Here is a 25,677-nt window from a genome sequence, read left to right on the forward strand (position 1 = left end):
TTATGGCAAAGTGTCAGCCGTGATCAGGCGGGTGTCGATGAGCGTTTCCATCGGCAGGGTTTCCCCCGCCAGCGCCCGCATGGCGTATTGGACACCCAGGTAACCTTGCTGTGCAGCTTGCTGGTCGACAGTCGCGGCCAATTTGCCAGCGCGAATCGCCGCCTTCGCCGGTTCCAAAGCATCGAAACTAGCGACCAGCACCTGGTTGTTGCCTTGTTCGTCCAGGTACTTCAAAGCGCCCAGCGCCATCATATCGTTGGCGCAAAACAACGCACCGATATCCGGGTGAGCGCCGAACAGTTTTTTCGCAACCTGATAAGCCTCATCGATCTTCCAGTGAGCGGTTTCGCTGGCGACCACCGTGATTGCCGGGTTCTCGGCGAATGCGCGCAAGGCTCCTTGTCGACGCGCTTCCGCATTGGCCGCGCCGCGAATGCCTTCGATAATCGCGGCTTTCGTCGGTGCGCTGATGCGGTCGCTGATCCATTTTGCCGCCGTGTAGGCGCCCTGCTCATTATCGACGCTGATAAACGGTATGGGGCGTAAATGGAGACGGGTGGAGTACTCCGGGTCCAATCGGTTGTCGATATTGATCACTTCGATGCCCGCGTCCTGCGCTTTTTTGAGCACGGGAATCAGCTCCAGAGAGTCGCCGGGTGCAATGACGAGGGCGTCGATCTTGGCGTGAATCAGTTCTTCCACGATCTGAATCTGTTGTTCGATCGAGGTCTCCTGCGCAGCGGTTTTGACTTGCAATTCAATGCCCAACTCCTGTTTCGCTTCACGAGCGCCTTTTTCCATGTCGACAAAGAAGGGGTTAGTCAGGGTTTTCATCACAAGAGCGACCGTCGGCGCAGGCGCGGGCTGCGTAACCGGCGTGGAAGATGTCGATGCTCCAGATGGGGCCGTCGGCTGGGTCTTATCGGCGGACTCACCGCACCCGCCTACCAGCAGTAGCAGGGTCACCAAGGTGAGTAGGATGGAAAGGCTTTTTCTACCCATCAGAGAGCAACCTTTGGACGAATCAGCAATTATTTGTAGGGTATACGGCGCATAACTTGCTTCCTCAAGCGGCAGCAAGTTTTCAGGGTATAAGGCGTAGGAGTTGATTTTATTGCGTTAGTATAGAAGATTCGATTTCGACTGGTTCGGCGTCTAACGAAGATCATTTTGTAAGCATACCATGATGGCCGTCAAAGGCCACCGCTTCGAGCGCGTCTCTTGGGATTTGCTCCACCGACATCAACGCTTCATATTGATAACGCCGCCGCCAAATTCCAGCTTGAAAAGTTTGGTCCTGTAAATTTTTCTGTGATGGCCAAGGTTCGCTGCGCAGGCTGGATGGCTAACCCATTGACTTACGAATATGAAAGTCGCTGCGCAGGCCTGCCTAGCTGCTTTGATCACAGGAAAATTTACAGGACCGAAGTTTTTGTACAGCTTCTGAAACCAAAACCAAGCCCTCAATACGCTCAAAATGCCATATGTTGCCGGTTGCCAGCTTTAACTGATGATGCAGCGCGGTCGCGCCAATTAACAAGTCTTCCGCTTCAATCAATACCCTTGCCAAATCACCGTAGCTCAGGCTCTAGCAAGTGGTTGATTCACACGTCCGAGCTGTGCCAGCTCAGGGAGAACGGAATCCATAGAAATGAGGGTAGGCATTTTCGGAAGGATTTTTATGATTTCGCGTGTGTATTTGTAGCCTCGAAACAGCGTCTTAAGATCATTGACACTGAACGCGGGACAGTGCTCGCGCAGCGGTCGAATCAACAGACGTTTTATCGCAACCAATTAAACAGTGGACTTGATTGGAGGCAATTTCATTTTCCGATGCAAAAACTTCCAAAAATCCGCCCCAGTAAATCATTGGAAGTAAACTCACCGGTAATTTCCCCCAGGGCATTCTGCGCATGACGCAGATCCTCCGCCGCCAGTTCCCCGGCGCGAAATACCGTCAACTGCTCATCGGCTGCCACCAGCGCCGTTGACGCCCGCTCCAGCGCCTCCAGATGCCGCCGCCGCGCCATCAACGTCCCCTCGCCGCTGTGGTAACCCATACACGCCTTCAAGTGTTCGCGCAGCAGCTCCAAACCGACACCGGTTTTCGCCGACAACTGGAGTTCATGACCCCAGTCCACCGCCTGCAAAGCAGGTTCTCGCCCAGTCAGATCAATTTTATTGTGAATGACCGTCACCCCGATTTCCGTTGGCAACCGCTCCCGCAACGCCTGATCTTCGACTGTGAATCCCTGCCGATCATCCACCAGCAGCAAAATCCGGTCGGCGGCGGCAATCTCCGCCCAGGCGCGGCGAATGCCCTCCTGCTCCACCGGATCAAGGCTGTCGCGCAGACCAGCGGTATCAATGACATGCAACGGCATTCCATCAATGGCGATTTGTTCACGCAACACATCGCGAGTGGTGCCGGGAATGTCGGTGACAATCGCCGCTTCCCGTCCCGCTAACTGGTTCAACAGGCTTGATTTGCCCGCGTTAGGTCGTCCAGCGATCACCACCGTCATGCCATCGCGCAATAACCAGCCCTGTCTGGCGGCCTCCTGCAAAGCGCATAACCGTTCCCGCAAAGCGCGCAATCGCTCCGCTATCGCTCCATCCGCCAGGAAGTCGATTTCTTCTTCAGGAAAATCGATCGCCGCCTCGATGTACATCCGCAGCTCAATCAGTCCCTCAACGAGCGCATTCACTTGCGTTGAAAATTCTCCTTCCAGCGAGCGCACGGCGGCGCGTGCGGCTTCGGCTGTCGTGCTGGCGATTAGGTCGGCAATCGCCTCCGCCTGAACCAGATCAAGCTTATCATTGAGAAAGGCGCGCTCAGAAAACTCACCGGGCCGGGCCGGGCGAACGCCCAATTCTAGAACACGCGCCAGCAATAGATCCATGACCACGGGTCCGCCGTGACCATGTAATTCCAGCACGTCTTCGCCGGTGAAGGAATGGGGAGAGGGGAAATAAAGCGCGATGCCCTCGTCAAGAATGCTGCCATCGCCGGCGCGGAACCGGCGCAGGAGAGCCTGACGGGGGGCAGGGCGCTGACCGCACACGGCCTCGGCGACGGTGGCGCTCAGTGGACCGGAGAGGCGCACGATACCGATGCCGCCCCGGCCTGGAGGCGTGGCAATGGCGGCAATGGTGTCGTTCATTGCTGGAAGACAGGATTACCCTCATTCACTTCCGACGCTTGCCCGGTGCTTGACCCGTCGAAGATTTCTTGTTCAGGTCCACCAGCTTACCACGTCCCTGCTCTATCAACTTGTCACGTCCCTGCTCCGCTAGCTTGCGGATGCGCGCCCCCCAGCCCGATCCGGATTCCGGTTTAGCCTTGGCAGCCGCCGCATCAGCGCCCGATTCCACGCGCTTGGTAATCACCCACTGCTGAGTAATGGACAACATGTTATTCACCACCCAATACAGAACCAGCCCCGCTGGAAACCACAAGAACATGAAAGTGAAGACAATCGGCAGTGACATCATTACTTTAGCCTGAATCGGATCGGGCGGCGCCGGACTCAACTTTTGCTGAGCAAACATGGTCACGCCCATGACCAATGGCAACACATAGTAAGGGTCTGGAATCGACATGTCCTTGATCCAGAACATGAACGGTGCCTGGCGCAACTGGACGCTCTCCACTAGCACCCAGTACAGGGCGATAAATACGGGAATCTGCACCAGAATCGGCAGGCAACCCCCCAGCGGATTGACCTTCTCCTTCTTGTACATATCCATCATCGCCTGATTCATCTTCTGCTTGTCGTCGCCGTACAATTCCTTGAGTCGGGTCAATTCTGGCGCCAATCGGCGCATATTGGCCATCGACCGGTAACTGGTCTCGGACAGTTTGTAAAACGCTAGCTTGATCAGGATGGTCAGGAAGATAATGGCCCAGCCCCAGTTGCCAACGACTCCGTGAATCGCCTTCAGCAACCAGAACAGCGGCTCGGCGATAATAGTCAACTTGCCGTAATCGACGGTCAGATGCAAATTGGGAGCAACTTTGTCCAACACTTTGGGCAGTTTCGGCCCCACATACAACCGCGTGTGGAAATCGCCAGTCGCGCCCGCTGGGATGCTTTGCACCGCGCTGGTCATGCCGACAACATAGCGATGACCGTCAATCGCCTTGGTGTAAAACGTATCGGTCTCGCCGGCGTTGGGAATCCACGCTCCAAGGAAATAATGCTGAATCATAGCGATCCAGCCATCCTTAACAGTCTGGTTCAACGGCTCTTTGGCGATCTGATCGAAGGAAACCTTCTCATAACGCTGTTCGGGCGTCGAAATCACCGCCCCGGTATAAGTAGTCACGCCGCCGCCAAAAAAACCGCGCTTGGTCTTCGGCGGCGTGCGCTGGAATTGCCGGTACTGACTGCCCTGCCAATCGTTAGCGCTGCCGTTCTCGACGCGCTGGTTCAATTCCACCAGGAAACTGCCGTGCCGAAAGGTATAGGTCTTGACCACCTTCACTCCAGAAGGGTCCGACCAGTTCAACCGGACTTCCAGCGTATCCTGTCCATCCGCCAACTGGTATTCGCTCTGCTCAGCCGTAAACGGAGCGTAATGGTTCGGCGCGGGACCGTCATGCAACGCTACCAGTCCCGATTGAGCGATGAACAGATCCGGGCCGCTGTCCTTCAGCAACTGAAACGGCTGATCAGGCTGTTGCACCGATTCCGGGTAGGTGCGCAGACCCACCCGGCGCAGGTCGCCGCCGATTGTGTCGATTTCCGCCTCGAACATGTCTGTCGTCACGCGCACCCGTGAGCCGCTGCCCAGCGCCTGGGAAACGATGCCTGGCGCTGGGGCCGCTGCGGGCACATCCTGTCCGGGAGTGATCGAAGGACCGGCAGGGACCGCCGGACTGGCGGGACTCGCCGGCGCGGTAGCGACCGGTGTCGGTGGAGGGTATTTTCTAGCCTGGAATTCCAGCCAGTTCTGCCAGAGCAGAAACAGCACAAACCCCAGAGCAGCAAACAGCAACAAACGTTGGTTTTCCATTAACGGTCCTTCGGAAAGGGTTCAGGAACAGGATCGACGCCGCCGGGCTGCCAGGGGTGGCAGCGTAGCAGGCGCCGGATCGCCAACCAGCCCCCACGCAACACACCATACTGTTCAATGGCTTCGCGGGCATATTGGGAGCAGCTTGGATAAAAACGACAATGATTGCCCAGCAGGGGGCTGATGAACAATTGATAGATGCGAAGCAGCGCGATCAGGATGGCGCGCATGGCGGGGCAAGTCTCTGCCAATGCCGTTGCAAGGAAGCAAACAGGAGCGCATTTTCCTGTTGCGCCGCACTATTACGGCCCATCACCACCCAGTCCATGCCGCCAAGCTGGGATTGATGATGACGAAAGCTTTCGCGCACGATTCGCTTAATGCGGTTACGCGCCACAGCTGACCGAGCGATCTTGCGGGAAATCGCCATCCCCAGTCGGGAATGGCCCAAACCGTTGGGATGGGCTAACACGGTAAAATAACGATCACTGGACTTGACCGGGCGGGCAAAGACCTCAGCAAAAACCGCTGGACCGCTCAGCCGGACGCGGCGAGGAAAACCCGCGCCGCCGCCGTCCGTGCAATCAGGGCGCGAGGCGGGCACGGCCCTTGGCGCGGCGCGCCTTCAGAACTCGACGTCCCCCGGTCGTGGCCATTCGGGCGCGAAAACCGTGGGTGCGCTTGCGATGAATGATGCTGGGCTGGAAAGTCCGCTTCATAATGATTCCTTAAAGATGCAGGTCAAGACAGAATTTGCGCTTTTTGGCGAAAAGCGAGAAATTATTGATGTGGAGCTAAATTTGTCAAGTTAAATGGTTTGCGTTTTGAAGTCAGGGATACTCACCTTTATCCGTCAACCCATTGATATCTCACCAACAACCTTGCCTGGTTTTTAGGGAACGCTACTCGTGGACCATAACTTGTGGAAAACCTGCCAGGATTGCCTGGAACGTGAATTGTCCGAACAACAGCTAAGCACCTGGATCCGGCCACTGCACGCGCAGGAAGAAGCTGGCGTTCTGCTCTTGCTGGCGCCAAATCGTTTCGTCCTCGACTGGGTCAAGAAGCATCATTTGAAGCAGATTCAGGCAGTGCTCGCCCGATTGCAGCCCGAACAGCCTCCAGAGGTGCGCCTGGAAATCGGCGGCAGCGACGTCTCGCTCGCGCCAATCACCTCCATCGAGGAGTCGCCAAAGAAGGAATTCATTAGTGAATCCAAAACGGAAACGACTGAATTGCTAAAAAGCGGTGTCCTCAACGCCGATTTCACATTCACCACCTTTGTCGAGGGCAACTCCAACCAGATTGCCCGGGCCGCCTGCCTGCAAGTGACCGAGAACCCAGGTAAAGCCTACAATCCGCTGTTCATTTATGGGGGTACCGGGCTCGGAAAAACTCATCTTATTCATGCGGTTGGAAATATGTTACGCGAACGTAATCCCGAATCCAGGGTGGTCTACCAGAATTGCGAATACTTTGTGGCCGACATGGTACGTTCCCTGCAACATAACGCCATCAACGAATTCAAGCGCCGCTACCGCTCGCTAGACGCCCTGTTAATCGACGATGTGCAATTCCTGGCCGGCAAGGAGCGCTCCCAGGAAGAATTCTTCTACACTTTCAATAGCTTGCTGGAAAGCCGCCAACAAGTCATCCTCACCTGCGACCGCTACCCTAAGGAAGTCGACGGGTTGGAAGACCGGCTTAAATCCCGGTTTGGCTCCGGCCTGACCGTGGCCATTGAACCGCCGGAACTGGAAACCCGGGTCGCGATTCTCAAGAGCAAGGCTGAACAGACGCAGCTTGAATTACCGGATGAGGTTGCGTTTTTCATCGCCCAGCGCATCCGCTCCAATGTTCGTGAACTGGAAGGCGCATTACGGCGCGTTTACGCCAACGCTCAGTTCACCGGACGGGCTATTACCATCAGCTTCGTCAAGGAAGTGCTTAGCGATCTGCTGACCTTGCAGGACAAATTGGTCACCATTGAAAACATTCAGAAAACAGTAGCGGACTACTACAAAATCCCAGTCAGCGAACTGCTATCAAATAGCCGCTTGCGCACTTTGTCCCGTCCCCGCCAGATGGCGATGGCCCTGACCAAGGAACTCACCACGCTCAGCTTGCCCGACATCGGCGAAGCGTTCGGCGGGCGCGACCATACCACCGTGCTGCACGCCTGCAGAAAGATTCGGGAACTCCAAAAGCGCGAACTGCAAATCCGAGATGATTACACAAATTTGCTCACAACCCTCACTAACTAGGAAAATACCTGTGGATAACTGCTGTGGATAAGTGGATAACTTTTTGAATAGTGTTTATATAGCCTTTTTATAGTTTGTAATTTATTTCATAAAAATAAGTAAAATCAATATTATAAATCATAATAATCCGGTTTTTGTCCTATAATTAATAAAATTGACTGTAATTTATTTCATAAAAATAAGTAAAATCAGTATAATATTATGTAAAATATGTATTTTTTCAGGTTTTTATCCGAAATTGAATGCTAACCATGAAAAATTGGCGAAATAGCCTGTGGATAACTCTGTGGATAACTTTGCCATTTCTGTGGATAACTCGGCCTAACCTGTGGATAACTTTTTCGGTCAAAAAAAGTTATCCACAGGAAAATCGACTTATCCACATTTTATCCACAGGGTTATCCACAGGCAAAACTCGTGTAGCTTATTGATGATAAAAGATAAAAAAAAGTTATCCACAAAAATTGCCCTCCCTAATAATAATAATCTTTTAAATATAAAAAATAATTATTGATTGACCCCGTTTGGAGCGCGTCAACAAAAGCTAAATTTTTAAAACCCCTGACCTTGGTCGGGAATTAGCCCCCACCCGCTGGACCGTTGCCACGGGTTTTGAAAACACCTTCGGGAGAAACGCATGAAACTGGAAGCCAAGCGCGAGCAATTGCTCAAACCGCTTCAACACGTCATCGGCGCAGTCGAGCGTCGGCAAACACTGCCGATCCTGACCAACGTGCTTCTAGCGGCGCGAGAGCACGATTTGACGATGACGGCTACTGATTTGGAAGTCGAATTATCCGCGCGAACAGAACTGGCTGTGGAAACGCCTGGCGAGATTACCTTGCCCGCTCGACGTCTGCATGACATCCTGCGGGCCTTGCCGGAAGACGCGACGGTAGTGCTCAGCGGCGAGGGGGATAAGGCAACCGTGCGTTGCGGACGCAGCCGCTTTACCCTGGTCACGCTGCCCGCCGCCGATTTTCCCACGCTGGAGGATTTGCCTTTCGAGGGCGATATCCGCCTGCGCCAGGGCGACCTGCGCGGCATGATCGAGCGCACCCACTTCGCCATGGCTCAGCAGGACGTGCGCTACTACCTGAACGGCCTGCTGCTGGAGACCGCGCCCGGCGTGATCCGGCTGGTGGCGACGGATGGCCACCGGCTGGCGTTCCAGGAGTTGAAAGCCGAAGTTGATGTCGCAGAAACCCGCCAGATCATCGTGCCTCGCAAGGGAATTCTGGAGCTGTTGCGGCTACTGGCCGACAGCGACGCCGAAGTCGTGCTTAATCTCAGCGTCAACCACATTCGGTTGGTGCTTGGCGAAATTCGCTTTACCTCCAAGCTGATCGACGGCAGGTTCCCGGATTATCAACGCGTCATTCCTCGCGAGAGCGGTCGGGTCGTCATCGCCGACCGGATGGCGTTGCGCAGCGCACTGGCCCGGACCGGCATCGTACTCAACGACAAAACTCAGGGGATCAACTTGCAACTGGAGGACTGGATTTTGCGGGCAAAGGCGCGCAATCCCGACCAGGAAGAGGCCGAGGAGGAAGTTGAGATCAACTACAACGGCGGTGCTCTGGAGATCGGCTTCAACGTGATTTATCTGCTCGACGCCTTGGGTGCCTTGAATGGCGAGTTAGCCAAACTATCATTTTCCGATGCCGCCAGCAGTTGCCTGATTGAGGAGGCCGAGGGCGAAGGTGGACGCCATGTCATCATGCCCATGCGGCTTTGAGAAACTTCAGGCGCTGGGAGTGAGTGCGGATGCGCATCGAGACTCTCGACATCTCCGGTTTTCGCAACTTGTGCAGCATTCGTCTGGAGTGTTCGCCCGGTTTGAATCTGGTCATTGGCCCGAACGCCTCCGGCAAGACCAGTTTGCTGGAGGCGCTTTATTTTCTGGGACGGGGACGTTCGTTTCGCACCCGCCAGCCCCAGGAGCTGATCCAGACCGGTGAGCCAGTTTTCCGGGTCGTTGCGATTTTGCAAACCGCCGAGGGTCGGCGAGTGCCGGTGGGCCTGGAGCGCGATGCACGCGAACTGACAGCGCGCATTGGCGGCGTTCCGACCCGGTCGCTGGCGGACCTGGCCCGGCAGACGCCGGTGTTGCTGCTGAATCCCGACAGCCATCGTTTGCTGGAAGACGGGCCGCAACAGCGGCGGCGCTTCATGGACTGGGGATTGTTTCACGCCGAGCCAGGGTTCTTCGACGCCTGGCGTCGCTACAACAGCGCGTTGCGCCATCGCAATGCGGCGCTGCGGTCCGGCGCTGCGAATCGGGTGGTGGATGCCTGGGATGGCGAGTTGACGGCGGCGGCTATTCTCGATCGGATGCGCGAAACCTTCTGTAAGGCCCTGGAAGGCGTTTTAAGGCGATTTATTGGGGAGACCCTGGTTGGGCTAGAGGTCGGAGTTGATTATCGCCGTGGTTGGCCTCTGGAGCCGTCTGAACGCGATTTCCCTGAGTGGCTTCATGTGGGGCGTGATCAGGATCGTCAGCAGGGTTATACCCGGCTCGGCCCACATCGCGCTGACTTTGCCATTCGCATCGATGGCCGCCCACCTTCCGAAGCGCTGTCGCGTGGTCAGCAAAAGCTGCTGGTGATTGCCCTGGTGCTGGCGCAGGCGGAACTGTACCATCGTCACGTTGGCGATTCCTGTATCCTACTGATCGATGATTTGCCAGCGGAACTGGATGCCGATAATCGGGTGCGGGTCATGCGCGTCCTGGCGACGCTTGACGTGCAGTTGTTCATTACCGCCATTGAGCCGGGATTGCTGGACACTGCTCTTTGGCGGGAAAATCGGACTTTCCAGCTTTCCCAAGGCGAATGGGCGACGGGTTAGCGGTAGATTAGCGTGAGTGTGGAAGCCGGACAAATTCATGAGCAACTTCCTGTTTCCGCTCGTGGAACCTGATACCTGATACCTGGAATTCTGAACCATGCATAACCATCAACGCAACTTTCTCGACCTAGCCATTGACCGGGGCGTATTGCGCTTTGGCGAATTTACTCTCAAATCCGGGCGAATCAGCCCCTATTTTTTCAATGCGGGCCTGTTCAACAGTGGCGCAGCCTTGGCGCGGCTGGGCCGTTGTTACGCGGCGGCGATCAACGAAGCTGGATTGGAATTCGATGTCTTGTTCGGACCCGCCTACAAAGGAATTCCGCTCGTCGCCGCCGTTGCCGTTGCGTTGGCCGAACAGCAGGGGCGCGACCTGCTTTGGTGCTTTAACCGCAAAGAAGCCAAGGATCATGGCGAAGGGGGGCTGATCGTCGGCGCTCCGCTCCAGGGCCGCGTTTTAATCGTGGACGATGTCATCACCGCCGGCACCGCCATTCGCGAGACGATGCATATTCTGGCCGCGCATGGGGCAACGCCTGCCGGGGTCATCATCGCCCTGGATCGTCAGGAACGGGGTCAAGGGGCATTATCGGCTGTGCAGGAAGTCGAACGCGATCAGGGTATTTCCGTGACATGCATCATCACTCTGAACGATTTGATCGCCTATCTGGCTGACCGACCAGAATATGCGCAATATCTGGAACAGATGCGTGATTATCGGAAACGGTATGGAATTGCTGATTAAGCGAGGCTAAAAATCTATGACTCAAGCGTTAAATCCCTCTTTGAAAAACCAGGTCGCGCTAATCACTGGCGGAGGGCGGGGCATCGGCGCGGCGACCGCTGAGGCGTTAGCGAATAAAGGCGCTCAGGTAATTGTCGCCAGCCGCACTCAGGAAGAACTCAGCGCTACGGTTGACCGGATACGCGCCAGTGGACTGAGCGCTTCCCTAATAACGCTTGATGTCGCCGATGAGGCTACTGTAGAAGCGGCGTTTGCGAAAATCGCCACGGACTTTGGTCGATTGGACCTCCTGGTCAACAACGCCGCCATGATGTTAAGTGGGCCGTTCGCCGAACTGGCAATGAACGACTGGGATCATTTGATGGCGGTCAACCTGCGCGGCGCGGTGTTATGTGCGCAACAGGCGTTTCGACTGATGCGCGAGCGCGGCGGCGCCATCGTTAACGTGTCTTCATTGGGCGGCGTGTCGGGGACGGAGAAGTTCCCCGGCTACGCAGCTTACACCGTCAGCAAGTTTGCCCTGACCGGCTTAACTGAGGCGTTGGCCGCCGAAGGGCGGGATTGTGGAATTCGCGTCAATGGCGTAGCGCCGGGGGCGGTGGATACCGCGATGTTGCGGCAAGCCGCGCCGCATTTGCGCACCCGCACCGGTCCAGCGGATGTCGCCAAGGTGATTGCTTTCCTGTGTGACCCAGCCGAATCCGGATGCATGACCGGGGCAACGCTGGTCATTAACAGTAATCTGTAGCTGGCAGCGTTAATTTCGCAACCACGCCGGTCGCTTTTCCACTCTGATCCAAAAGGTTATCTACTGCAATGTTTCCGCCGTGCAGGTGCGCCACTTCCCGAACAAACGCTAATCCCAGTCCCGTGCTTTTGCGCCCGGTGTCCGGGCGGGGCAGCGAGTAAAACCGTTCAAATAGCCGTTCGTGGGCATAGTCGGGGATAGCGCCGCCGCTGTTGGCGACCGTCAATCGCCAGGCGTCGTCGAGCCTTTCGGCGTCCAGGGTAACGATGCCCTGATCCGGCGTGAAATCGAGCGCATTGTCCAGCAAATTGCCCATCGCCTGGGCGATTAGAAACGATTCGCCAAGCACCATAGCGTTTTCCGGGATTCGTTGGTCAATGCGCAACTGCTTGCGGGCTATGGTCGGTGCGCGGGAGATCAGCAAATCCTCCACAATTCGCCACAGCCATACCGGGCGTTGTTCCTGAAGTTCGCGCCGTTGCTCAACGGTCGCCAGCGCCAGCAGGCGCTCGACCAGTTGTTGCAGCCGCTCCGCTTCAGTGGCCACCAGACTGACGAACCGTTCGCGTTGGGTTGTCGGCAGTTCGTCCTGCAACAATTCCGCAGCGCCGGTAATTGCCGCCAAAGGACTTTTCATCTCATGCGTCAAGGTATGGACATAGCGCTCCACATAATCCCGACCTTCCAACCGGTCGCGCATCGTTGCCACCGCTTCCGCCAGCGCCTGCATTTCCGGGCCGCCGCCCTGGGGAACCGTGACTCGTTGGCCCTCAGCCGCCGCACGGGCGTAAGCCGCGAGACGATGGATCGAACGCGCCAGCGCCCAGGAAAATCCCAGTCCCACCGTCAGCGATACGGCCACCAGCACAGCGGCGGCGCGGCGCAGCTTGGCCTCCGCCCGGTCCACATAGGGTTGGATGCTGGAGCCGGGCTTGGCTACACTCAACACACCGATAATCCGTTCTTCATCCCGAATCGGCGCCGCCACGTACATGACCGAGGTTCGCTCATCATCAGGATTTTCCCGGGTCGTGCGCGCGCCATATTCACCGCGCAAGGTCAGATAAACATCGTTCCAGCGCGAATAATCCTGGCCAACCGCCTGATCGGTAGAATCAAACTGGACGATACCGCGCTCATCGGTAATGTACACCCGATGGTCCAGAGTGTTTTTCACAATATCCCACACCTCGGCGTTGGGGGTCCGCTGTGCATACTCTGCTAATCGGGCTTGAAAACGGCCATTGCTCAGGTTGCCATTCAACACCTCATCCCGAGCCAGCACCGCCAGCAGATTGGCTGTATCGATTAATGTCTCTTCGGTGGCCTGACGGAACGCGGGTTTGATTTCCACGCCCAGAATGTTGAGGGAAAAGTACACGCCGAGGCCGACAATCAGAAAGTAGCCGAGAAACAGTTTAAGACCCAGATGCATGATTGGACTCAGGAATCGTCGCAAACATGGATCGAGTAACCCAGGCCGCGATGGGTGCGAATCGGGTCCAGCGTGGTGTCGATTTCCCGCAGTTTGGCCCGCAGAGTTTTAATGTGCGTATCCACGCTGCGCTCGAAACTGGCGGCTGGATCGGACCAAACATGGTCCATCAATTGCGCGCGGGAAAATACCCGTTCGGGTTGAGCGAGCAGCGTCTTGAGCAGTAAATATTCATAGCGAGTCAAGTCCAGAGGATGGTTGTGAAACCGAATGGTGGCGCGGACTTCATCGACCTCAAACCAGGTCTTGCCGGCATTTGGAGCAATATTAACCTTATCGATGACGGGAGGATTGCGAACGGTGCGTTTCAGAATGGCCTTGACCCGGGCCGCCAGTTCGCGGGGGCTGAACGGCTTGGTCACGTAGTCGTCAGCTCCCAGTTCCAGGCCAAGCACCCGATCCAGCTCGGCATTTCGGGCAGACAGGATGAGCACCGGGATTTCCGAATCGCGCCGCAACCGTTTCAGTAACTCCAGTCCTGAACCGTCGGGCAGTCCCAAATCGAGGATCAGGAGATCACAGGGCGCTGCCGTCAATTCGGCTTCAGCCTCGCAGACCAGGGTCCGCCAGGTCACCTGAAAACCCTCGCTGGTCAGAGCAAATTCAACCACTTCCGCGATGGACGGTTCGTCCTCGATTAACAGGATGCGGGCAGTCATGTTTGCCTCGATTGGGCCAAACCAATAGATTTCTACTCCGGCGCGCAAATTTCCCGACGCTGGATGGCAACGATTGTGCGAAACACTAGAACGGCAACGACCAGTGAGAGAATCGCTAGCAGTCCGATCCCAAGGAGATCAAATATTAAACTAGGCAGGCGGGCGCCCATGATCAATGTGGCCAGGGTCAGCGCCGCTAGTGGGAAAGAGTAAGCCCAGGCGGAGATGAAGAAGGGCAGGCGTAAAAAACGCACGGCGTTGCTCGCCAGGAGCAGGCCCAGGAACAATGCGCTGTAATACAAGATGCGGGCAAAAGCGTCTAGTTCGCCAGTCAACGCGAGATAGGCGATGAAGCCCACCGAGGGCGGCGCCAACAAAATGAACAGGGTCGGCGCTAACCGCACGGGCAGCGGCTCGTGAAAAAACAGTCGATACAGCACGATGGTCATTAACACGATCCAGAACACCAGGCCAATGCTGAAAAAGAACCAGGACAATTCCGGCGAGGCCAGCCGCACCCCGGCAATCGGGATAACAATGTTGCCAACCACCGGAATAAACCAGGCCGGGTTAGCGTGTTTGATATCGTAGTGAGTATGGTGAATCCAACTGCCGAAAATGGCCAGGGTGAATCCCAGATGCAGGAGAGCGCCGGCGATCCACAGCCAGAATGCGGCTTCAGGCGCTCTCTCCAGATACACAATAGCGAGCAGCAACAAGGAAATCGATACAGTAGGGAAAAAGTTAATGCGGATGGGGTGACGCATTTCCATAACGACAGCTTGTGGATAACGCAAGGCTTTCAAGCCATAAAAAATCAGCAAAATAATGAACAAGGCGGTGACTGCGCCACGCAAACCCGCGCTGATGATCGGCGGCGCTCCCAGGACTGCGTGAGCTTTCTGCCAGGCCAGAGTGAGACCGGCTAGACCCATGACAGTTGAGAAAAATGCAATGGGAAAATGTTCGAGACACAAATGCGTGGTTGCCGGGCTGGGTGCGGCAGTCGGCACGGGGGATGTTGGGGAGGCGGTGTTCATGTTATCAATCCTGTGCTACCAAAGATGGAATGCAGTTCGATAGTTATATTAGCATAATCTAATATTATGATGGTCAAGCAGGATGACATGTCCAAGATAATAGGCTTGATCACTTAATTAAAGTCGAACATCGCGTGATCATAGGTAGTTACCTTTAAGCTATGTGAACCCATCCCCATCATCGCGCTATACTTCACCTCCGATCATGACGAGAAAACCTGGGGACAGCTCATGCTCCCCTTTGGCTTTTGGAGGCGCCCGTGCGCGACGTTTCGACTTTCCAGGGACTGATCCTGGCCTTGCAAGATTACTGGGCACGCCAAGGTTGCGTGTTGTTGCAACCCTACGATATGGAAGTAGGTGCGGGAACCTTTCACCCGGCGACCTTCCTGCGCGCCATTGGCCCTGAACCATGGAGCGCCGCTTACGTGCAACCTTCCCGCCGTCCCACCGATGGCCGTTACGGCGAAAATCCCAATCGTCTGCAGCACTACTACCAATACCAGGTCGTTATTAAACCTTCCCCACTGGACTTGCAAGACCTCTACCTCGGCTCGCTCCAGGAACTGGGCCTCGATCCCCTGATCCACGACATCCGCTTTGTCGAGGACAACTGGGAATCCCCGACCCTAGGTGCCTGGGGCTTGGGCTGGGAAGTCTGGCTGAACGGCATGGAGATCACCCAGTTCACCTACTTTCAACAGGTCGGCGGCCTGGACTGCAAACCGGTCACCGGCGAAATCACTTACGGCATCGAACGCATCGCCATGTATCTGCAAGGCGTGGAAAGCGTCTTTGACTTGGTCTGGACCGCTGGCCCGCTGGGTCGGGTCACCTACGGCGATGTGTTTCACCAGAACGAAGTGGAAATGTCCACCTACAACTTTGAACATGCCGACACCACCGCGCTCTTCGTCGCCTTCGACACCTGCGAAGCCGAAAGCAAACGCCTGATTGAACTCGGCCTGCCCCTGCCCGCTTACGAAATGACGCTCAAAGCCTCTCATACCTTTAACCTGCTGGACGCCCGCAAGGCCATCTCGGTCACCGAGCGGCAACGTTTCATCCTGCGCGTCCGCACCTTAGCGCGCGCCGTTGCTCAAGCCTACTACGATGCCCGCGCCGTCCGGGGTTTTCCCATGTGTCAGTCCGTCGCTGCTGCGCGTCTGGAGGCCGCCCATGCCTGACATCCGCGATCTGCTGATTGAAATCGGCACCGAGGAATTGCCGCCCAAAGCCTTGTCGACGCTGTCCGAAGCGTTTGAACAAGGCATTCGCGAAGGGCTGGAAAAAGCGGACTTAACCGGCGGCGAGATCCATCGTTTCGCCACCCCGCGCCGGCTGGCTGTCCTTGTCGACCATCTGCCGGTGCGCCAGCCCGACCAGCAACTGGAACGGCGGGGACCGGCCCTGAGCGCCGCCTTTGGTCCAGATGGTCAACCGACCAAAGCCGCCGAGGGCTTCGCCCGCTCCTGCGGCGTCACTGTGGCGCAATTGCAAAAGCAGCAAACCGACAAGGGCGTCTGGCTCGTACACGTCAACCATGAACCCGGCGCTGCTACGACGGAGCTGATTCCGGGTATTGTCGAAGCAGCGCTAGCCAATCTACCCATTCCCAAACGGATGCGCTGGGGTGATCGCGACGACGAGTTCGTGCGCCCGGTGCATTGGGTGGTATTGTTGTTCGGCGATGAAGTGATCCCGGCGACGATCATGGGTGTCCAAACCGGTCGGGAAACGCGCGGCCATCGCTTTCATCATCCACGCCCGATTCGCCTGACCGTTCCCATCCGCTATGCTCGGACTCTGGCGACCGAAGGCAAAGTGATTGCCGATTTCAACGAACGCCGTGCGGCCATCCGGACGCAAGCCGAAGCAGTCGCTGCCGAGTTGGGCGGCGTGGCGGTCATCAAACTGGAACTACTGGATGAGGTCACAGCGCTGGTCGAATGGCCGGTGGCGCTGGCCGGCAATTTTGAACGACGCTTCCTGGACGTGCCCGCCGAAGCGCTAATCAGCACCATGCAGGATAACCAGCGCTACTTCCCGGTAGTGGATGTCCACGGTCGATTATTGCCCCATTTCATCACCATCGCCAACCTGGAAAGCCAGGATCCAGATCAGGTGCGCGCTGGTAATGAGCGCGTCATCCGTCCGCGCTTCAGCGATGCCGAGTTTTTCTGGAATCAGGATCGCAAGCAGCCACTGGCTACGCATATTGAGACGCTCAAACATGTGGTGTTCCAGCATCAACTCGGCAGTCTGGCTGATAAAAGCGACCGAGTGGCTCGCTTGGCGCGCTTCATCGCCGAACAACGCCATAACAACACCGACTGGGCGGAACGGGCCGGACGGCTGGCCAAATGCGATCTGATGACGCAAATGGTGCAGGAATTTCCCGAACTGCAAGGCATCATGGGCCGTTACTACGCCCTGCACGATCAGGAAGCGTCCGAAGTCGCTCAAGCCATCGAGGAACACTACCTGCCGCGTTTCGCGGGCGACCGGTTGCCGGCAACCGACACGGGACGCAGCATCGCCCTGGCTGACCGGCTGGATACGCTGATCGGTATCTTTGCCATTGGCCAAGCACCGTCCGGCGCAAAGGACCCTTTCGCGCTGCGCCGTGCTGCGCTTGGCGTCTTGCGTATCTTGATCGAAGGCAAGCTGGATCTGGATTTGCGCGCGCTACTGGAACACGCTGCCGCGAACTTCGATATCTCCCTCCACGCCAAACCCGCGATTGAGACTGTCCTTGCATTCATGATGGACCGGTTGCGCGGTTACTATCTGGATCAGGGCATTCATCCAGATACGTTTGAAGCCGTGCTGGAATGCCAGCCGACTCGTCCCCTGGATTTCGATCATCGCGTGCGAGCGGTCAGCGCTTTTCGCCAATTACCGGAAGCCGCCAGCCTATCGGCTGCTAACAAACGCATCCGCAATATCCTGCGCAAAATCGAAACCGCGTTGCCCTTTGAGGTTCGCCCTGATTTGCTGAAAGAAGAAGCGGAACAGGCGTTGGCTGGCCAGCTCGTGGAACTCTCCTCGGAGGTGATACCGCTGATGGAAGCCGGTCTGTACGGGGAGGCTCTAAACCGACTAGCTACTCTGCGTGAGCCGGTCGATCAATTCTTCGATCAGGTGCTGGTGATGGCGGAGGATCCTGTAGTACGCGATAACCGGATTGCATTGCTGAACGAACTCGGTAGCCTGTTTTTACGCGTAGCGGATTTCTCACGCTTACAGGATTGAAGAAGGCATCAGGGGGCAGGCATCAGGTATCTGCCAAAACTTGGAATCTGCTCATCGTTTCACGTGGAACAAGAGAACCTGCAACCTGCAACCTGCAACCTGGAGCCTGCAACCTGAAACCGGAACCTTCCCTGGTTCCACGTGAAACACTTTAGCCTTTAGCCTTGAATGAACATGAAATTGATTATTTTGGACCGTGATGGCGTGATCAACGAAGATTCCGACGCCTTCATTAAATCTCCGGATGAATGGGTACCGATTCCTGGCAGTTTGGAAGCCGTGACCCGGCTCAGTCATGCCGGTTATCGAGTCGTGGTTGCGACCAATCAATCTGGCGTGAGTCGGGGATTATTTGATCTGGAAACACTCAATCTCATCCACAAAAAAATGCATCGATTAGCGCAGGAAACCGGTGGTTTAATTGATGCGATATTTTTCTGCCCGGACATCGATGAGGCCAATCCCTATCGCAAGCCTAATCCAGGTATGTTCCTGGAAATCAGCCGGCGCTTAAAATGCGAACTGCAAGGTGTGCCAATTGTCGGGGATAGCTTGCGCGACATCCGGGCTGCTCGTGCGGCGAATGCATGGCCCCTGCTGGTGCGCACCGGCAAAGGCGCGACAACTCTGGAACAGGAGGCCGAAAGTTGCGCGAATGTTCAAGTCTTCGATGATCTAGCTGCGGTAGCCGATTATCTCATCGCTATGCAATGAAGGGGCGCCGATCCTGCAAACCATGTCTACTCACGCCTCTGCTCAACCCGTGACTTTGAACCTGTTCCTGCGTTCGCTACTGTTTTCATGCGGTATGGTGACGTCGACAGTGATCGTGGCTTCGTTGGTAATCTTGAGTTTTCCCATGCCCTTCCGTTGGCGTTATCGCTTGTCCCAACTTTGGTCCCGTTTCAATATTGGGTGGTTGCATCTTACCTGTCAGATTGATTACCAACTTGTCGGCATCGAACATATTCCTGACCGTCCGGTCGTCGTCATGGCCAAGCATCAATCCACCTGGGAAACACTATTTTTCCACCAATGTCTGCCGCCAATCGCGTGGGTTCTCAAACGTGAGTTGTTTTGGATACCTTTCTTTGGCTGGGCGTTGTGGCTGCTACGACCAATCGCCATTGACCGTCAGGCAGGTGCCTCGGCGGTCAAGCAAGTCATCCGGCAGGGTGTGGAATATCTTCATCAGGGACAATGGGTGTTGATCTTTCCCGAAGGCACCCGGGTTGCGCCGGGAGTTCGTAAGCGCTATGGCATGGGAGGCGCCGTGCTGGCGGTGCGCAGCGGCTGTCCCATCTTGCCGGTCGCGCTCAACACAGGGAAGTTTTGGCCACGCGGGGGATTTATCAAACGCCCTGGAACCATTCAAGTGGTCTTTGGCCCTTTGCTCGCTAGCACTGGTCATTCACCCCAGGATTTGACCCAACAGGTGGAAGACTGGATTGAAAAGACGATGGAACGTATTGAGGAAGAGAGCGCCTTCTCTCACAACCCCTCTCCCAGCAGCAGCGAGCGAGGGGAGTGAATGATTGCCCATCGACTATTCGCTACTCGCTACTTGCTGTTTGGAAGCACTCAACGCCATATTCAATTCCGCCAGTCGTTCCGGCGAGCCGATATCGCGCCAGCCGCCTCGGTAATGCTCGCCGCTGACCTGGCCCATCGTTATCGCTCTGCGTAACAGAGGGCCTAATGGGAACCGGCCCGGTTGGCAATCCTTAAACAACCCAGGGCGCAGAACGCTGATGCCACTAAAGGTCAGGCGTGGCGATGGCTGTTCCATGACCCGTCTATTCTCCAGTAGGGCAAAATCGCCCCCAATGTGATGCTGTGGATTGTCTACCAGCACCAGATGCGCCAGACCGTTGGGCGTATCCAGTAATTGGGTGAAAGGATAATCCGTCCAGATATCGCCGTTGATGACTATAAAGGATTCCTGACCGAGCAGAGGCAAAGCCTGAAAGATGCCGCCGCCGGTTTCCAGCGCGCCGGGCGGTTCCGGCGACCAGGCGATGTTCAAACCCCATGCGCTGCCGCTCCCCAGCGCCGCCGGCAACTGTTCACCCAGATGACCCGTATTGATCACGACCTCGACAATGCCGGCTACCTGCAGTCTTTCCAGGTGATGGACAATTAACGGTCGTCCAGCCACCGGTAGTAACGGTTTAGGCGTATGGTCAGTTAAGGGACGCATCCGCTCTCCGCGTCCGGCAGCCAGGATCATTGCTTTCATCGCAGAAAATCCGCCGGTCTCCAGCGATCCACGCCCCGTACCCGTAACAGGCGGCATAAATCAGCCATTATGGGATAACGGTTCGCCACTTCCAAAACGTAGCCCAGGGTGCGCGGAATATCGGGTAAATAACCTGCTTTGCCGTCGCGTAAATTGAGACGGGCGAAGATACCGGTTGCTTTGAGGTGACGTTGGATGCCCATCAGATCGAACCAGCACAGAAATTGATCGGCATCCTCCAGCCCGGTCATGCCGAGCGCCCGCAACCGCGCCCGGTGATCCAGCACCCAAATCTCTACCTGCTCGCGCGGCCAAGCGATATAGCAATCGCGCAGCAGCGAGACCAGATCGTAAGTGACAGCGCCGACAACTGCATCCTGGAAATCCAGCACGCCTGGGTTATCCAGATCCGTGATCATCAGATTACGGGAGTGATAGTCCCGGTGAACCCAGACACGCGGTTGCGCCAAGGCGTTATCCGTCAACACAGCAAAGGCTTGGTCGAGAATATGGTGTTCATCCGCACTGAGTTCCAGACCCAGCAATTTCCCCAGGAACCACTCGCGGAACAATTCCATCTCCCGATGCAACAACGCAGAATCGTAGGGGGGTAGCAATGACGAAGCCGGATCACCGCCGACTTGCAACCGCGCCAGCGCTTCAAGCGCATCCGCATACAGGTTGGGAACGCTCTGCTGATCCAGTTCAGCCAAATACTGGCGGGAACCCAAGTCGGTCAATAATAACAATCCCAGATCGAGATCACTGGCTAACACTTCTGGCGTATTCAATCCTAATGTGCGCATAGCTTGGGCAATCGCGACAAAGGGCCGGCAATCTTCCTTATCCGGAGGCGCGTCCATAACGATGTGCGTCTGGTCATCACACCAAACCCGGAAGTAGCTGCGGAAACTGGCGTCGCTGGAGGCAGGGGCAATCCGGCGGGGACTCATTGCTAAAACTTCATTTAGCCACTCACGCAGCACTTGCTCACGATCACTCACAAAATTGACTCCATCCTTTAAGATATCGGGTATCAGGTATCGGGTATCGGGCGTCATATTTCCGCCAAAATCTGGAATCTATCCATGGTTTCACGTGAAACATGAATTCGTGAAACCTGGAGCCTGAAACCTGATACCTCATACTTGATTGCAGCAAAGCTCAATCTATGCGATGTTAAGGCACTTCCATCAACACGTAAAATTCTGCTCCGTGACGCCGTATTATCCAACATTTATTATCGGCGCCATGCTGGTCTTGTCATCATTGACCAGCGTACAGGCGCAATCTACTAACCCGTTCAATCCCTGGGCGCGTTGCGAACCCGACGCACTTGCGTTGGACATCGTTCCTGCATTGCCGAATGCGCCTCCGTCAGATGAGTCGCCACTCCAGGCGGATGCTGATCGGGTCGAATCCTCTCCTAATCAATCGGTGCTGGAAGGCAAGGTCAACCTGTTCCGTGGGAGCCAACAGTTGCGCGCTAATCAGATTATCCTGGAGCGTCCTGATAATCGGGCTCGGATTGAGCAGGGGTTTATCTATGGCGATCCAGATCAAGCCATCCGTGGCCAGCAGGCCGAGGTCGATTTAAATAACGAAACCGGCTGGTTTAAGGATGCGGATTATTATCTGCCGAGCCGTAATGCCCAGGGTCATGCAGATGAAGTACGCATGGATCGGCGTCAGCAACGCAGCCAGCTTGAGGATGCGACCTATTCCACCTGTCCGCGCGACCAGGAATTCTGGAAGTTGCGCGCGCGCGATCTGGAACTGGATCAGGCCAGCGGCCGTGGTTCAGCCACCCACATCAGCATCGCTTTCCATGATACCCCATTGCTCTATTTTCCCTATTTGTCCTTCCCTATCACCGATGAACGGCAGTCAGGGTTCCTGTTTCCGCGTCAGGGTTACAGCAGCGAGACCGGTTTCGATCTGCAGGTCCCCTATTACTGGAATATCGCGCCTAACCGTGACATGACGATTACGCCACGCCTGATGACGGCGCGTGGGCTGTTGCTGGGCGCGGAATACCGCTATCTGTATCCCGGTCGCCAGGGAGAAATCGACGCTGAGTATATTCCGCACGACCGTCGCTACGATGGCGATCGTGGCTCGTTCAAGATCAGCGACCGCGCCGCGCCATTGCCGAACTTTTATACAGACCTGGGTTATGAATACGTTTCCGACGACGATTATCTGCGGGACCTGAACAATAATCTGGAGTTTCTAACCGTCAATTATCTGGAGCGCCATCTGGACGCTCGTTATGAAGGAAATAACTGGCGTGCGTTGGCGCGCGTCCAGGGTTACCAGATTCTAACGCCGGAATTATTCGCCACCACGGGCAAGCCCTATCAGCGTCTGCCACAACTGCTGTTCGATGGCGCATGGCCAACCGGCGCGGGTGGCTTCGACTATGGACTCTACGGCGAATTCGTGCATTTCGAGCAATCCGATGTGGTCACCGGGGGACGCCTGGATTTGTGGCCGACCATCGGCTGGACCCTGCAAAAGCCCTGGGGTCATCTTAAGCCCGAGGCCGCTTTTCGTTATACCGGCTACCAACTCGACAATACCGAACCGAATGCCGATGATGCGCCCTCGCGCAGTGTGCCCATACTCAGCCTGGACAGCGGCCTGACTTTTGACCGGCCCCTGCAAGCTCACTGGCTGGGCGTTGCTTCGGGAACGCAGACCCTCGAACCTCGGCTGTTCTATCTTTATGTCCCCTATCGCAGTCAGGATAACATCCCACTGTTCGACAGCAGCCGGATGGATCGTGACCACGACTGGCTGTTCCGCAAGAACCGCTTTATCGGTGCTGACCGCATGGGCGACGCCAATCAGTTGACTGCGGCATTGACCACGCGGATTCTCGATGACGCCAGTGGACGCGAACGGTTGCGCGCCAGTATTGGCCAAATTCAGTACTTTGAGGATCGTCGAGTGACCCTATATCCCGACACACCGCCGGCGACTGAAGACAGTTCAGGATTGATTGCCCAGGGGCAACTGAATCTATCATCTCGCTGGTCGGTGCAGGGCAGCGTGCAACTGGAACCGGATAATCAGGATTTATTACGTGGCGCATTCGATCTGCGCTATTACGCCAATCCTCGACAATTGGTGAATTTATCTTACCTGCTGGACCGCGATCCGTCGGAACAGTCTCCGGATGCCAACGATCAAATTCACTCGCTAGACATATCGCTACTTTGGCCGTTGACTTCGCAATGGCGGGTCATGGCCCGCTGGAATCAAGCCATGAATGTCAGCCGGAATCTTGAAACTCTAGCTGGACTCGAATACGAGGATTGTTGCTGGGCTGTGCGAACGGCCGCCCGTCAGTATCGCGACAGCCCAGTGGATCCCGATGCAAAGACCGGGTTTTACCTGGAATTGGAATTGAAAGGTCTGTCCCGATTAGGTGGAGGTCTTGAAACAGTGTTGCAGAGTTCCATTCTTGGCTATCAACCGATCCGCTATTAGGCCCTACTGCTGATGACCCGCATGAACAAACTGCTTTTTTTCCTGTTGCTTAGTCTGTGCGTCCTGCCTGTTCCCGGTCAGGCGCAACTAGTGTTTGGTCCCGGTCCTGAAGGAACGGCCAGTACTTTGGATGTCATTGTCGCAGTAGTCAACGACGACGTGATTACTCGCAAGGAGCTGGACGCCGCTATGTCGCTGGTCGAACGCCAGATGCGTCAGAACAAGGCGTCGATTCCTCTCAGAGCCGATCTGGAACATCAGGTGCTGGAGCGCCTGATTCTGTCCCAACTGGAATTGCGCACTGCCGAGCGCAACGGAATCACGGTCGATGACGCCACCCTGAATGCCGCGATTGATAATCTGGCCCGGCGCAATAACATGAGTCTGACTCAATTACAGCAAGCGGTCGAAAAGGATGGCATTAGCTTCGCCAAATTCCGCGATGACGTACGTCGGGAATTGATGACTGCTCGATTGCGACAGAAAGCGGTGGACAGCCAGATTCAGATTTCCGATCAGGACGTAGAGAGTGTGCAAACCCAATTAACTGGGCAAATTAATCCAATGAGTGGCGGTCGCGGTCGTGGCGCTGAATATCGTATTGCCCAGATTCTGATCGCTGTGCCGGAAGAGGCTTTCCCAGAGCAAATTGCCACTGCCAAGCGCAAAGCAGAAGATGTACTGGCGCGATTGGGTCAGGGTGAGGATTTTGGGCGGCTGGCCACTAGTGTTTCCGCCGGTCAGCAGGCCCTGGAAGGCGGTGACCTGGGTTGGCGACGCGCAGATCAATTACCGACCTTGTTCACCGATGTCGTACTTAAATTGCAGCCGGGGCAGTTCAGTGAGCTGATTCGCAGTCCAAGCGGATTTCACATCGTTAAACTGCTGGATATGCGAGGCGGCAACGCCTCAAGTCCAGATACCCCGGTCTCGACGGGCGGCAGCATGGATCGTGACCGGGTGCGTGAAGCGCTATTCCGGCGGCGTTCCGACGAAGAGTGGGAGCAATGGCTGCGCCGGTTGCGTGATGAAGCCTACGTCGAGGTTCGCCTGCGCACCGCTCAGTCTGCTACTGCGACGCCATGAGCGTTGCTATTCGGCATTCGCCACGCAAACGCTTTGGTCAACACTTTCTGCACGATCCCGACATTATCGCGCGCATTATTGCAGCGATTCATCCTAAGCCTGGCGAATGTTTGGTGGAAATCGGTCCTGGCCTGGGCGCGCTGACTCGACCGTTATTGCAGGCGGTTGGCGAACTGGATGTCGTGGAACTGGATCGCGATCTGCTGGACCCCCTGCGATCGCGCTGCGCTGGCTTGGGAATGCTGCGCATCCATCAGGCGGATGCATTGAAATTCGATTTCGCTGCGCTGCGTGGTCATAGTCCCCGATTGCGCGTTGCCGGTAATCTGCCCTACAACATCTCCACGCCGCTGTTGTTCCATTTACTGACGCAAGCTGAATATCTCCATGACTTGCACCTTATGTTGCAGCAGGAAGTGGTGGAGCGTATGGCGGCGAATCCAGGCGATCCGGCTTATGGCCGACTGTCGGTGATGTTGCAATACCGTTGTCGAGTGGAGTGCCTGTTCACGGTCGGACAGCAGGCATTTCGCCCCCCTCCCAAGGTTCGTTCAGCCGTCGTGCGCCTGGTTCCACGTGAAACACTACCGGTTGTCGTGCAGGACGAACGGCGTTTTGCTGAAATCGTGCGTCAAGCCTTTTCCCAGCGGCGCAAAACCCTGCGCAACAGTCTTGGCGGTTTGCTGGACGCTGCGCATATTGAAGCCGCTGGCGTCGATTCAAGCATCCGCCCTGAAACCCTCGATTTGGCGGCGTTCGCGGCGTTAAGTAACGTCTTATAG

23 protein-coding genes are annotated in these 25,677 nt (G+C 56.1%); 12 read left to right on the plus strand and 11 right to left on the minus strand.

The genetic code is table 11. From position 1 onward, the window contains the following. The 6 genes from H6973_05500 to rpmH form a co-directional block, all read right to left on the minus strand. The gene (locus tag H6973_05500) at positions 1–1,002 is read right to left on the minus strand and encodes a sugar ABC transporter substrate-binding protein (GenBank protein MCP5125094.1); all 1,002 of its coding nucleotides are present in this window, start codon (positions 1,000–1,002) and stop codon (positions 1–3) included. Between the two features lie 821 nt (positions 1,003–1,823). Further along, positions 1,824–3,164, minus strand: a complete 1,341-nt coding sequence (mnmE, locus tag H6973_05505) for a tRNA uridine-5-carboxymethylaminomethyl(34) synthesis GTPase MnmE (GenBank protein ID MCP5125095.1) — start codon at positions 3,162–3,164, stop codon at positions 1,824–1,826. A gap of 25 nt (positions 3,165–3,189) precedes the next feature. Further along, complete coding sequence (gene yidC / locus H6973_05510; protein ID MCP5125096.1) at positions 3,190–5,019, minus strand: membrane protein insertase YidC; 1,830 nt, start codon at positions 5,017–5,019, stop codon at positions 3,190–3,192. Beyond that, positions 5,019–5,249 carry a membrane protein insertion efficiency factor YidD gene (gene yidD, locus H6973_05515; GenBank protein ID MCP5125097.1) on the minus strand — a complete coding sequence of 77 codons (231 nt, stop codon included), beginning with the start codon at positions 5,247–5,249 and terminating at the stop codon, positions 5,019–5,021. Before yidD ends, yidC begins: the two co-directional genes overlap by 1 nt. Then, a complete protein-coding gene (gene rnpA, locus H6973_05520) occupies positions 5,234–5,623 on the minus strand; it encodes a ribonuclease P protein component (GenBank protein MCP5125098.1) in 390 nt (129 codons plus the stop codon). The genes yidD and rnpA overlap by 16 nt, the downstream gene beginning before the upstream one ends. After that, on the minus strand, positions 5,604–5,738 hold the full coding sequence (gene rpmH, locus H6973_05525; GenBank protein MCP5125099.1) for a 50S ribosomal protein L34: 135 nt from the start codon (positions 5,736–5,738) through the stop codon (positions 5,604–5,606). The genes rnpA and rpmH overlap by 20 nt, the downstream gene beginning before the upstream one ends. Positions 5,739–5,927: 189 nt before the next feature. Here rpmH and dnaA point away from each other — a divergent pair, with 189 nt between their 5' ends. From dnaA to H6973_05550, 5 genes are all read left to right on the plus strand, one after another. Then, complete coding sequence (dnaA, locus tag H6973_05530) at positions 5,928–7,283, plus strand: chromosomal replication initiator protein DnaA (protein ID MCP5125100.1); 1,356 nt, start codon at positions 5,928–5,930, stop codon at positions 7,281–7,283. A gap of 637 nt (positions 7,284–7,920) precedes the next feature. Further along, positions 7,921–9,021 (plus strand): DNA polymerase III subunit beta, encoded by a 1,101-nt coding sequence (dnaN, locus tag H6973_05535; GenBank protein MCP5125101.1) that lies wholly within the window; start codon positions 7,921–7,923, stop codon positions 9,019–9,021. Positions 9,022–9,050: 29 nt separating this feature from the next. After that, entirely contained in the window at positions 9,051–10,133 is a 1,083-nt protein-coding gene (gene recF / locus H6973_05540) for a DNA replication/repair protein RecF (protein MCP5125102.1), read from the plus strand. A 97-nt stretch (positions 10,134–10,230) separates the two neighbouring features. Further along, on the plus strand, positions 10,231–10,878 hold the full coding sequence (gene pyrE / locus H6973_05545; GenBank protein MCP5125103.1) for an orotate phosphoribosyltransferase: 648 nt from the start codon (positions 10,231–10,233) through the stop codon (positions 10,876–10,878). Between the two features lie 16 nt (positions 10,879–10,894). Beyond that, positions 10,895–11,626 (plus strand): SDR family oxidoreductase, encoded by a 732-nt coding sequence (locus tag H6973_05550; protein MCP5125104.1) that lies wholly within the window; start codon positions 10,895–10,897, stop codon positions 11,624–11,626. Here H6973_05550 and creC read toward each other — a convergent pair. The 3 genes from creC to H6973_05565 are packed head-to-tail and all read right to left on the minus strand — an operon-like array spanning position 11,610 to position 14,820. Further along, positions 11,610–13,061 (minus strand): two-component system sensor histidine kinase CreC, encoded by a 1,452-nt coding sequence (creC, locus tag H6973_05555; GenBank protein MCP5125105.1) that lies wholly within the window; start codon positions 13,059–13,061, stop codon positions 11,610–11,612. The two genes, H6973_05550 and creC, sit on opposite strands and share 17 nt — an antisense overlap. Before the next feature lie 8 nt (positions 13,062–13,069). Then, a complete protein-coding gene (gene creB / locus H6973_05560) occupies positions 13,070–13,780 on the minus strand; it encodes a two-component system response regulator CreB (GenBank protein ID MCP5125106.1) in 711 nt (236 codons plus the stop codon). Between the two features lie 32 nt (positions 13,781–13,812). After that, a complete protein-coding gene (locus tag H6973_05565) occupies positions 13,813–14,820 on the minus strand; it encodes an SLAC1 anion channel family protein (GenBank protein ID MCP5125107.1) in 1,008 nt (335 codons plus the stop codon). Between the two features lie 260 nt (positions 14,821–15,080). Between H6973_05565 and glyQ the strand changes: the two genes are divergently transcribed. From glyQ to H6973_05585, 4 genes are all read left to right on the plus strand, one after another. Continuing rightward, positions 15,081–16,007, plus strand: coding sequence for a glycine--tRNA ligase subunit alpha (gene glyQ, locus H6973_05570; protein MCP5125108.1), 927 nt, complete (start codon positions 15,081–15,083; stop codon positions 16,005–16,007). Continuing rightward, positions 16,000–18,075 (plus strand): glycine--tRNA ligase subunit beta, encoded by a 2,076-nt coding sequence (locus H6973_05575; GenBank protein ID MCP5125109.1) that lies wholly within the window; start codon positions 16,000–16,002, stop codon positions 18,073–18,075. The genes glyQ and H6973_05575 overlap by 8 nt, the downstream gene beginning before the upstream one ends. A gap of 174 nt (positions 18,076–18,249) precedes the next feature. Next, positions 18,250–18,789, plus strand: a complete 540-nt coding sequence (gene gmhB / locus H6973_05580) for a D-glycero-beta-D-manno-heptose 1,7-bisphosphate 7-phosphatase (GenBank protein ID MCP5125110.1) — start codon at positions 18,250–18,252, stop codon at positions 18,787–18,789. A 55-nt stretch (positions 18,790–18,844) separates the two neighbouring features. Then, on the plus strand, positions 18,845–19,606 hold the full coding sequence (locus H6973_05585) for a 1-acyl-sn-glycerol-3-phosphate acyltransferase (GenBank protein MCP5125111.1): 762 nt from the start codon (positions 18,845–18,847) through the stop codon (positions 19,604–19,606). A gap of 15 nt (positions 19,607–19,621) precedes the next feature. Here H6973_05585 and H6973_05590 read toward each other — a convergent pair whose 3' ends face one another. Both H6973_05590 and H6973_05595 read right to left on the minus strand, forming a co-directional pair. Next, complete coding sequence (locus H6973_05590; protein ID MCP5125112.1) at positions 19,622–20,314, minus strand: nucleotidyltransferase family protein; 693 nt, start codon at positions 20,312–20,314, stop codon at positions 19,622–19,624. After that, positions 20,311–21,318 carry a phosphotransferase gene (locus H6973_05595; protein MCP5125113.1) on the minus strand — a complete coding sequence of 336 codons (1,008 nt, stop codon included), beginning with the start codon at positions 21,316–21,318 and terminating at the stop codon, positions 20,311–20,313. Before H6973_05595 ends, H6973_05590 begins: the two co-directional genes overlap by 4 nt. Positions 21,319–21,529: 211 nt before the next feature. Between H6973_05595 and lptD the strand changes: the two genes are divergently transcribed. The 3 genes from lptD to rsmA are packed head-to-tail and all read left to right on the plus strand — an operon-like array spanning position 21,530 to position 25,677. Next, the gene (gene lptD / locus H6973_05600; protein ID MCP5125114.1) at positions 21,530–23,809 is read left to right on the plus strand and encodes an LPS assembly protein LptD; all 2,280 of its coding nucleotides are present in this window, start codon (positions 21,530–21,532) and stop codon (positions 23,807–23,809) included. Between the two features lie 21 nt (positions 23,810–23,830). Further along, positions 23,831–24,895, plus strand: coding sequence for a peptidylprolyl isomerase (locus H6973_05605; GenBank protein MCP5125115.1), 1,065 nt, complete (start codon positions 23,831–23,833; stop codon positions 24,893–24,895). After that, positions 24,892–25,677: a 16S rRNA (adenine(1518)-N(6)/adenine(1519)-N(6))-dimethyltransferase RsmA gene (gene rsmA / locus H6973_05610; GenBank protein MCP5125116.1), complete on the plus strand. Its 786-nt coding sequence runs from the start codon at positions 24,892–24,894 to the stop codon at positions 25,675–25,677. The genes H6973_05605 and rsmA overlap by 4 nt, the downstream gene beginning before the upstream one ends.

This window comes from Gammaproteobacteria bacterium (genome assembly GCA_024235095.1).
Taxonomy (GTDB): Bacteria; Pseudomonadota; Gammaproteobacteria; order Competibacterales; family Competibacteraceae; genus UBA2383.

What these genes read in the sequence shown, in the direction of transcription:
- pyrE (MCP5125103.1), top strand. Translation starts at nt 10,231, where the DNA reads ATGCATAACCATCAACGCAACTTTCTCGACCTAGCCATTGACCGGGGC.
- H6973_05565 (MCP5125107.1), bottom strand. Translation starts at nt 14,820, where the DNA reads ATGAACACCGCCTCCCCAACATCCCCCGTGCCGACTGCCGCACCCAGC.
- yidD (MCP5125097.1), bottom strand. Translation starts at nt 5,249, where the DNA reads ATGCGCGCCATCCTGATCGCGCTGCTTCGCATCTATCAATTGTTCATC.
- rpmH (MCP5125099.1), bottom strand. Translation starts at nt 5,738, where the DNA reads ATGAAGCGGACTTTCCAGCCCAGCATCATTCATCGCAAGCGCACCCAC.
- H6973_05550 (MCP5125104.1), top strand. Translation starts at nt 10,895, where the DNA reads ATGACTCAAGCGTTAAATCCCTCTTTGAAAAACCAGGTCGCGCTAATC.
- creB (MCP5125106.1), bottom strand. Translation starts at nt 13,780, where the DNA reads ATGACTGCCCGCATCCTGTTAATCGAGGACGAACCGTCCATCGCGGAA.
- rsmA (MCP5125116.1), top strand. Translation starts at nt 24,892, where the DNA reads ATGAGCGTTGCTATTCGGCATTCGCCACGCAAACGCTTTGGTCAACAC.
- H6973_05500 (MCP5125094.1), bottom strand. Translation starts at nt 1,002, where the DNA reads ATGGGTAGAAAAAGCCTTTCCATCCTACTCACCTTGGTGACCCTGCTA.
- creC (MCP5125105.1), bottom strand. Translation starts at nt 13,061, where the DNA reads ATGCATCTGGGTCTTAAACTGTTTCTCGGCTACTTTCTGATTGTCGGC.
- recF (MCP5125102.1), top strand. Translation starts at nt 9,051, where the DNA reads ATGCGCATCGAGACTCTCGACATCTCCGGTTTTCGCAACTTGTGCAGC.
- dnaN (MCP5125101.1), top strand. Translation starts at nt 7,921, where the DNA reads ATGAAACTGGAAGCCAAGCGCGAGCAATTGCTCAAACCGCTTCAACAC.
- gmhB (MCP5125110.1), top strand. Translation starts at nt 18,250, where the DNA reads ATGAAATTGATTATTTTGGACCGTGATGGCGTGATCAACGAAGATTCC.
- H6973_05605 (MCP5125115.1), top strand. Translation starts at nt 23,831, where the DNA reads ATGAACAAACTGCTTTTTTTCCTGTTGCTTAGTCTGTGCGTCCTGCCT.
- H6973_05575 (MCP5125109.1), top strand. Translation starts at nt 16,000, where the DNA reads ATGCCTGACATCCGCGATCTGCTGATTGAAATCGGCACCGAGGAATTG.
- mnmE (MCP5125095.1), bottom strand. Translation starts at nt 3,164, where the DNA reads ATGAACGACACCATTGCCGCCATTGCCACGCCTCCAGGCCGGGGCGGC.
- yidC (MCP5125096.1), bottom strand. Translation starts at nt 5,019, where the DNA reads ATGGAAAACCAACGTTTGTTGCTGTTTGCTGCTCTGGGGTTTGTGCTG.
- H6973_05590 (MCP5125112.1), bottom strand. Translation starts at nt 20,314, where the DNA reads ATGAAAGCAATGATCCTGGCTGCCGGACGCGGAGAGCGGATGCGTCCC.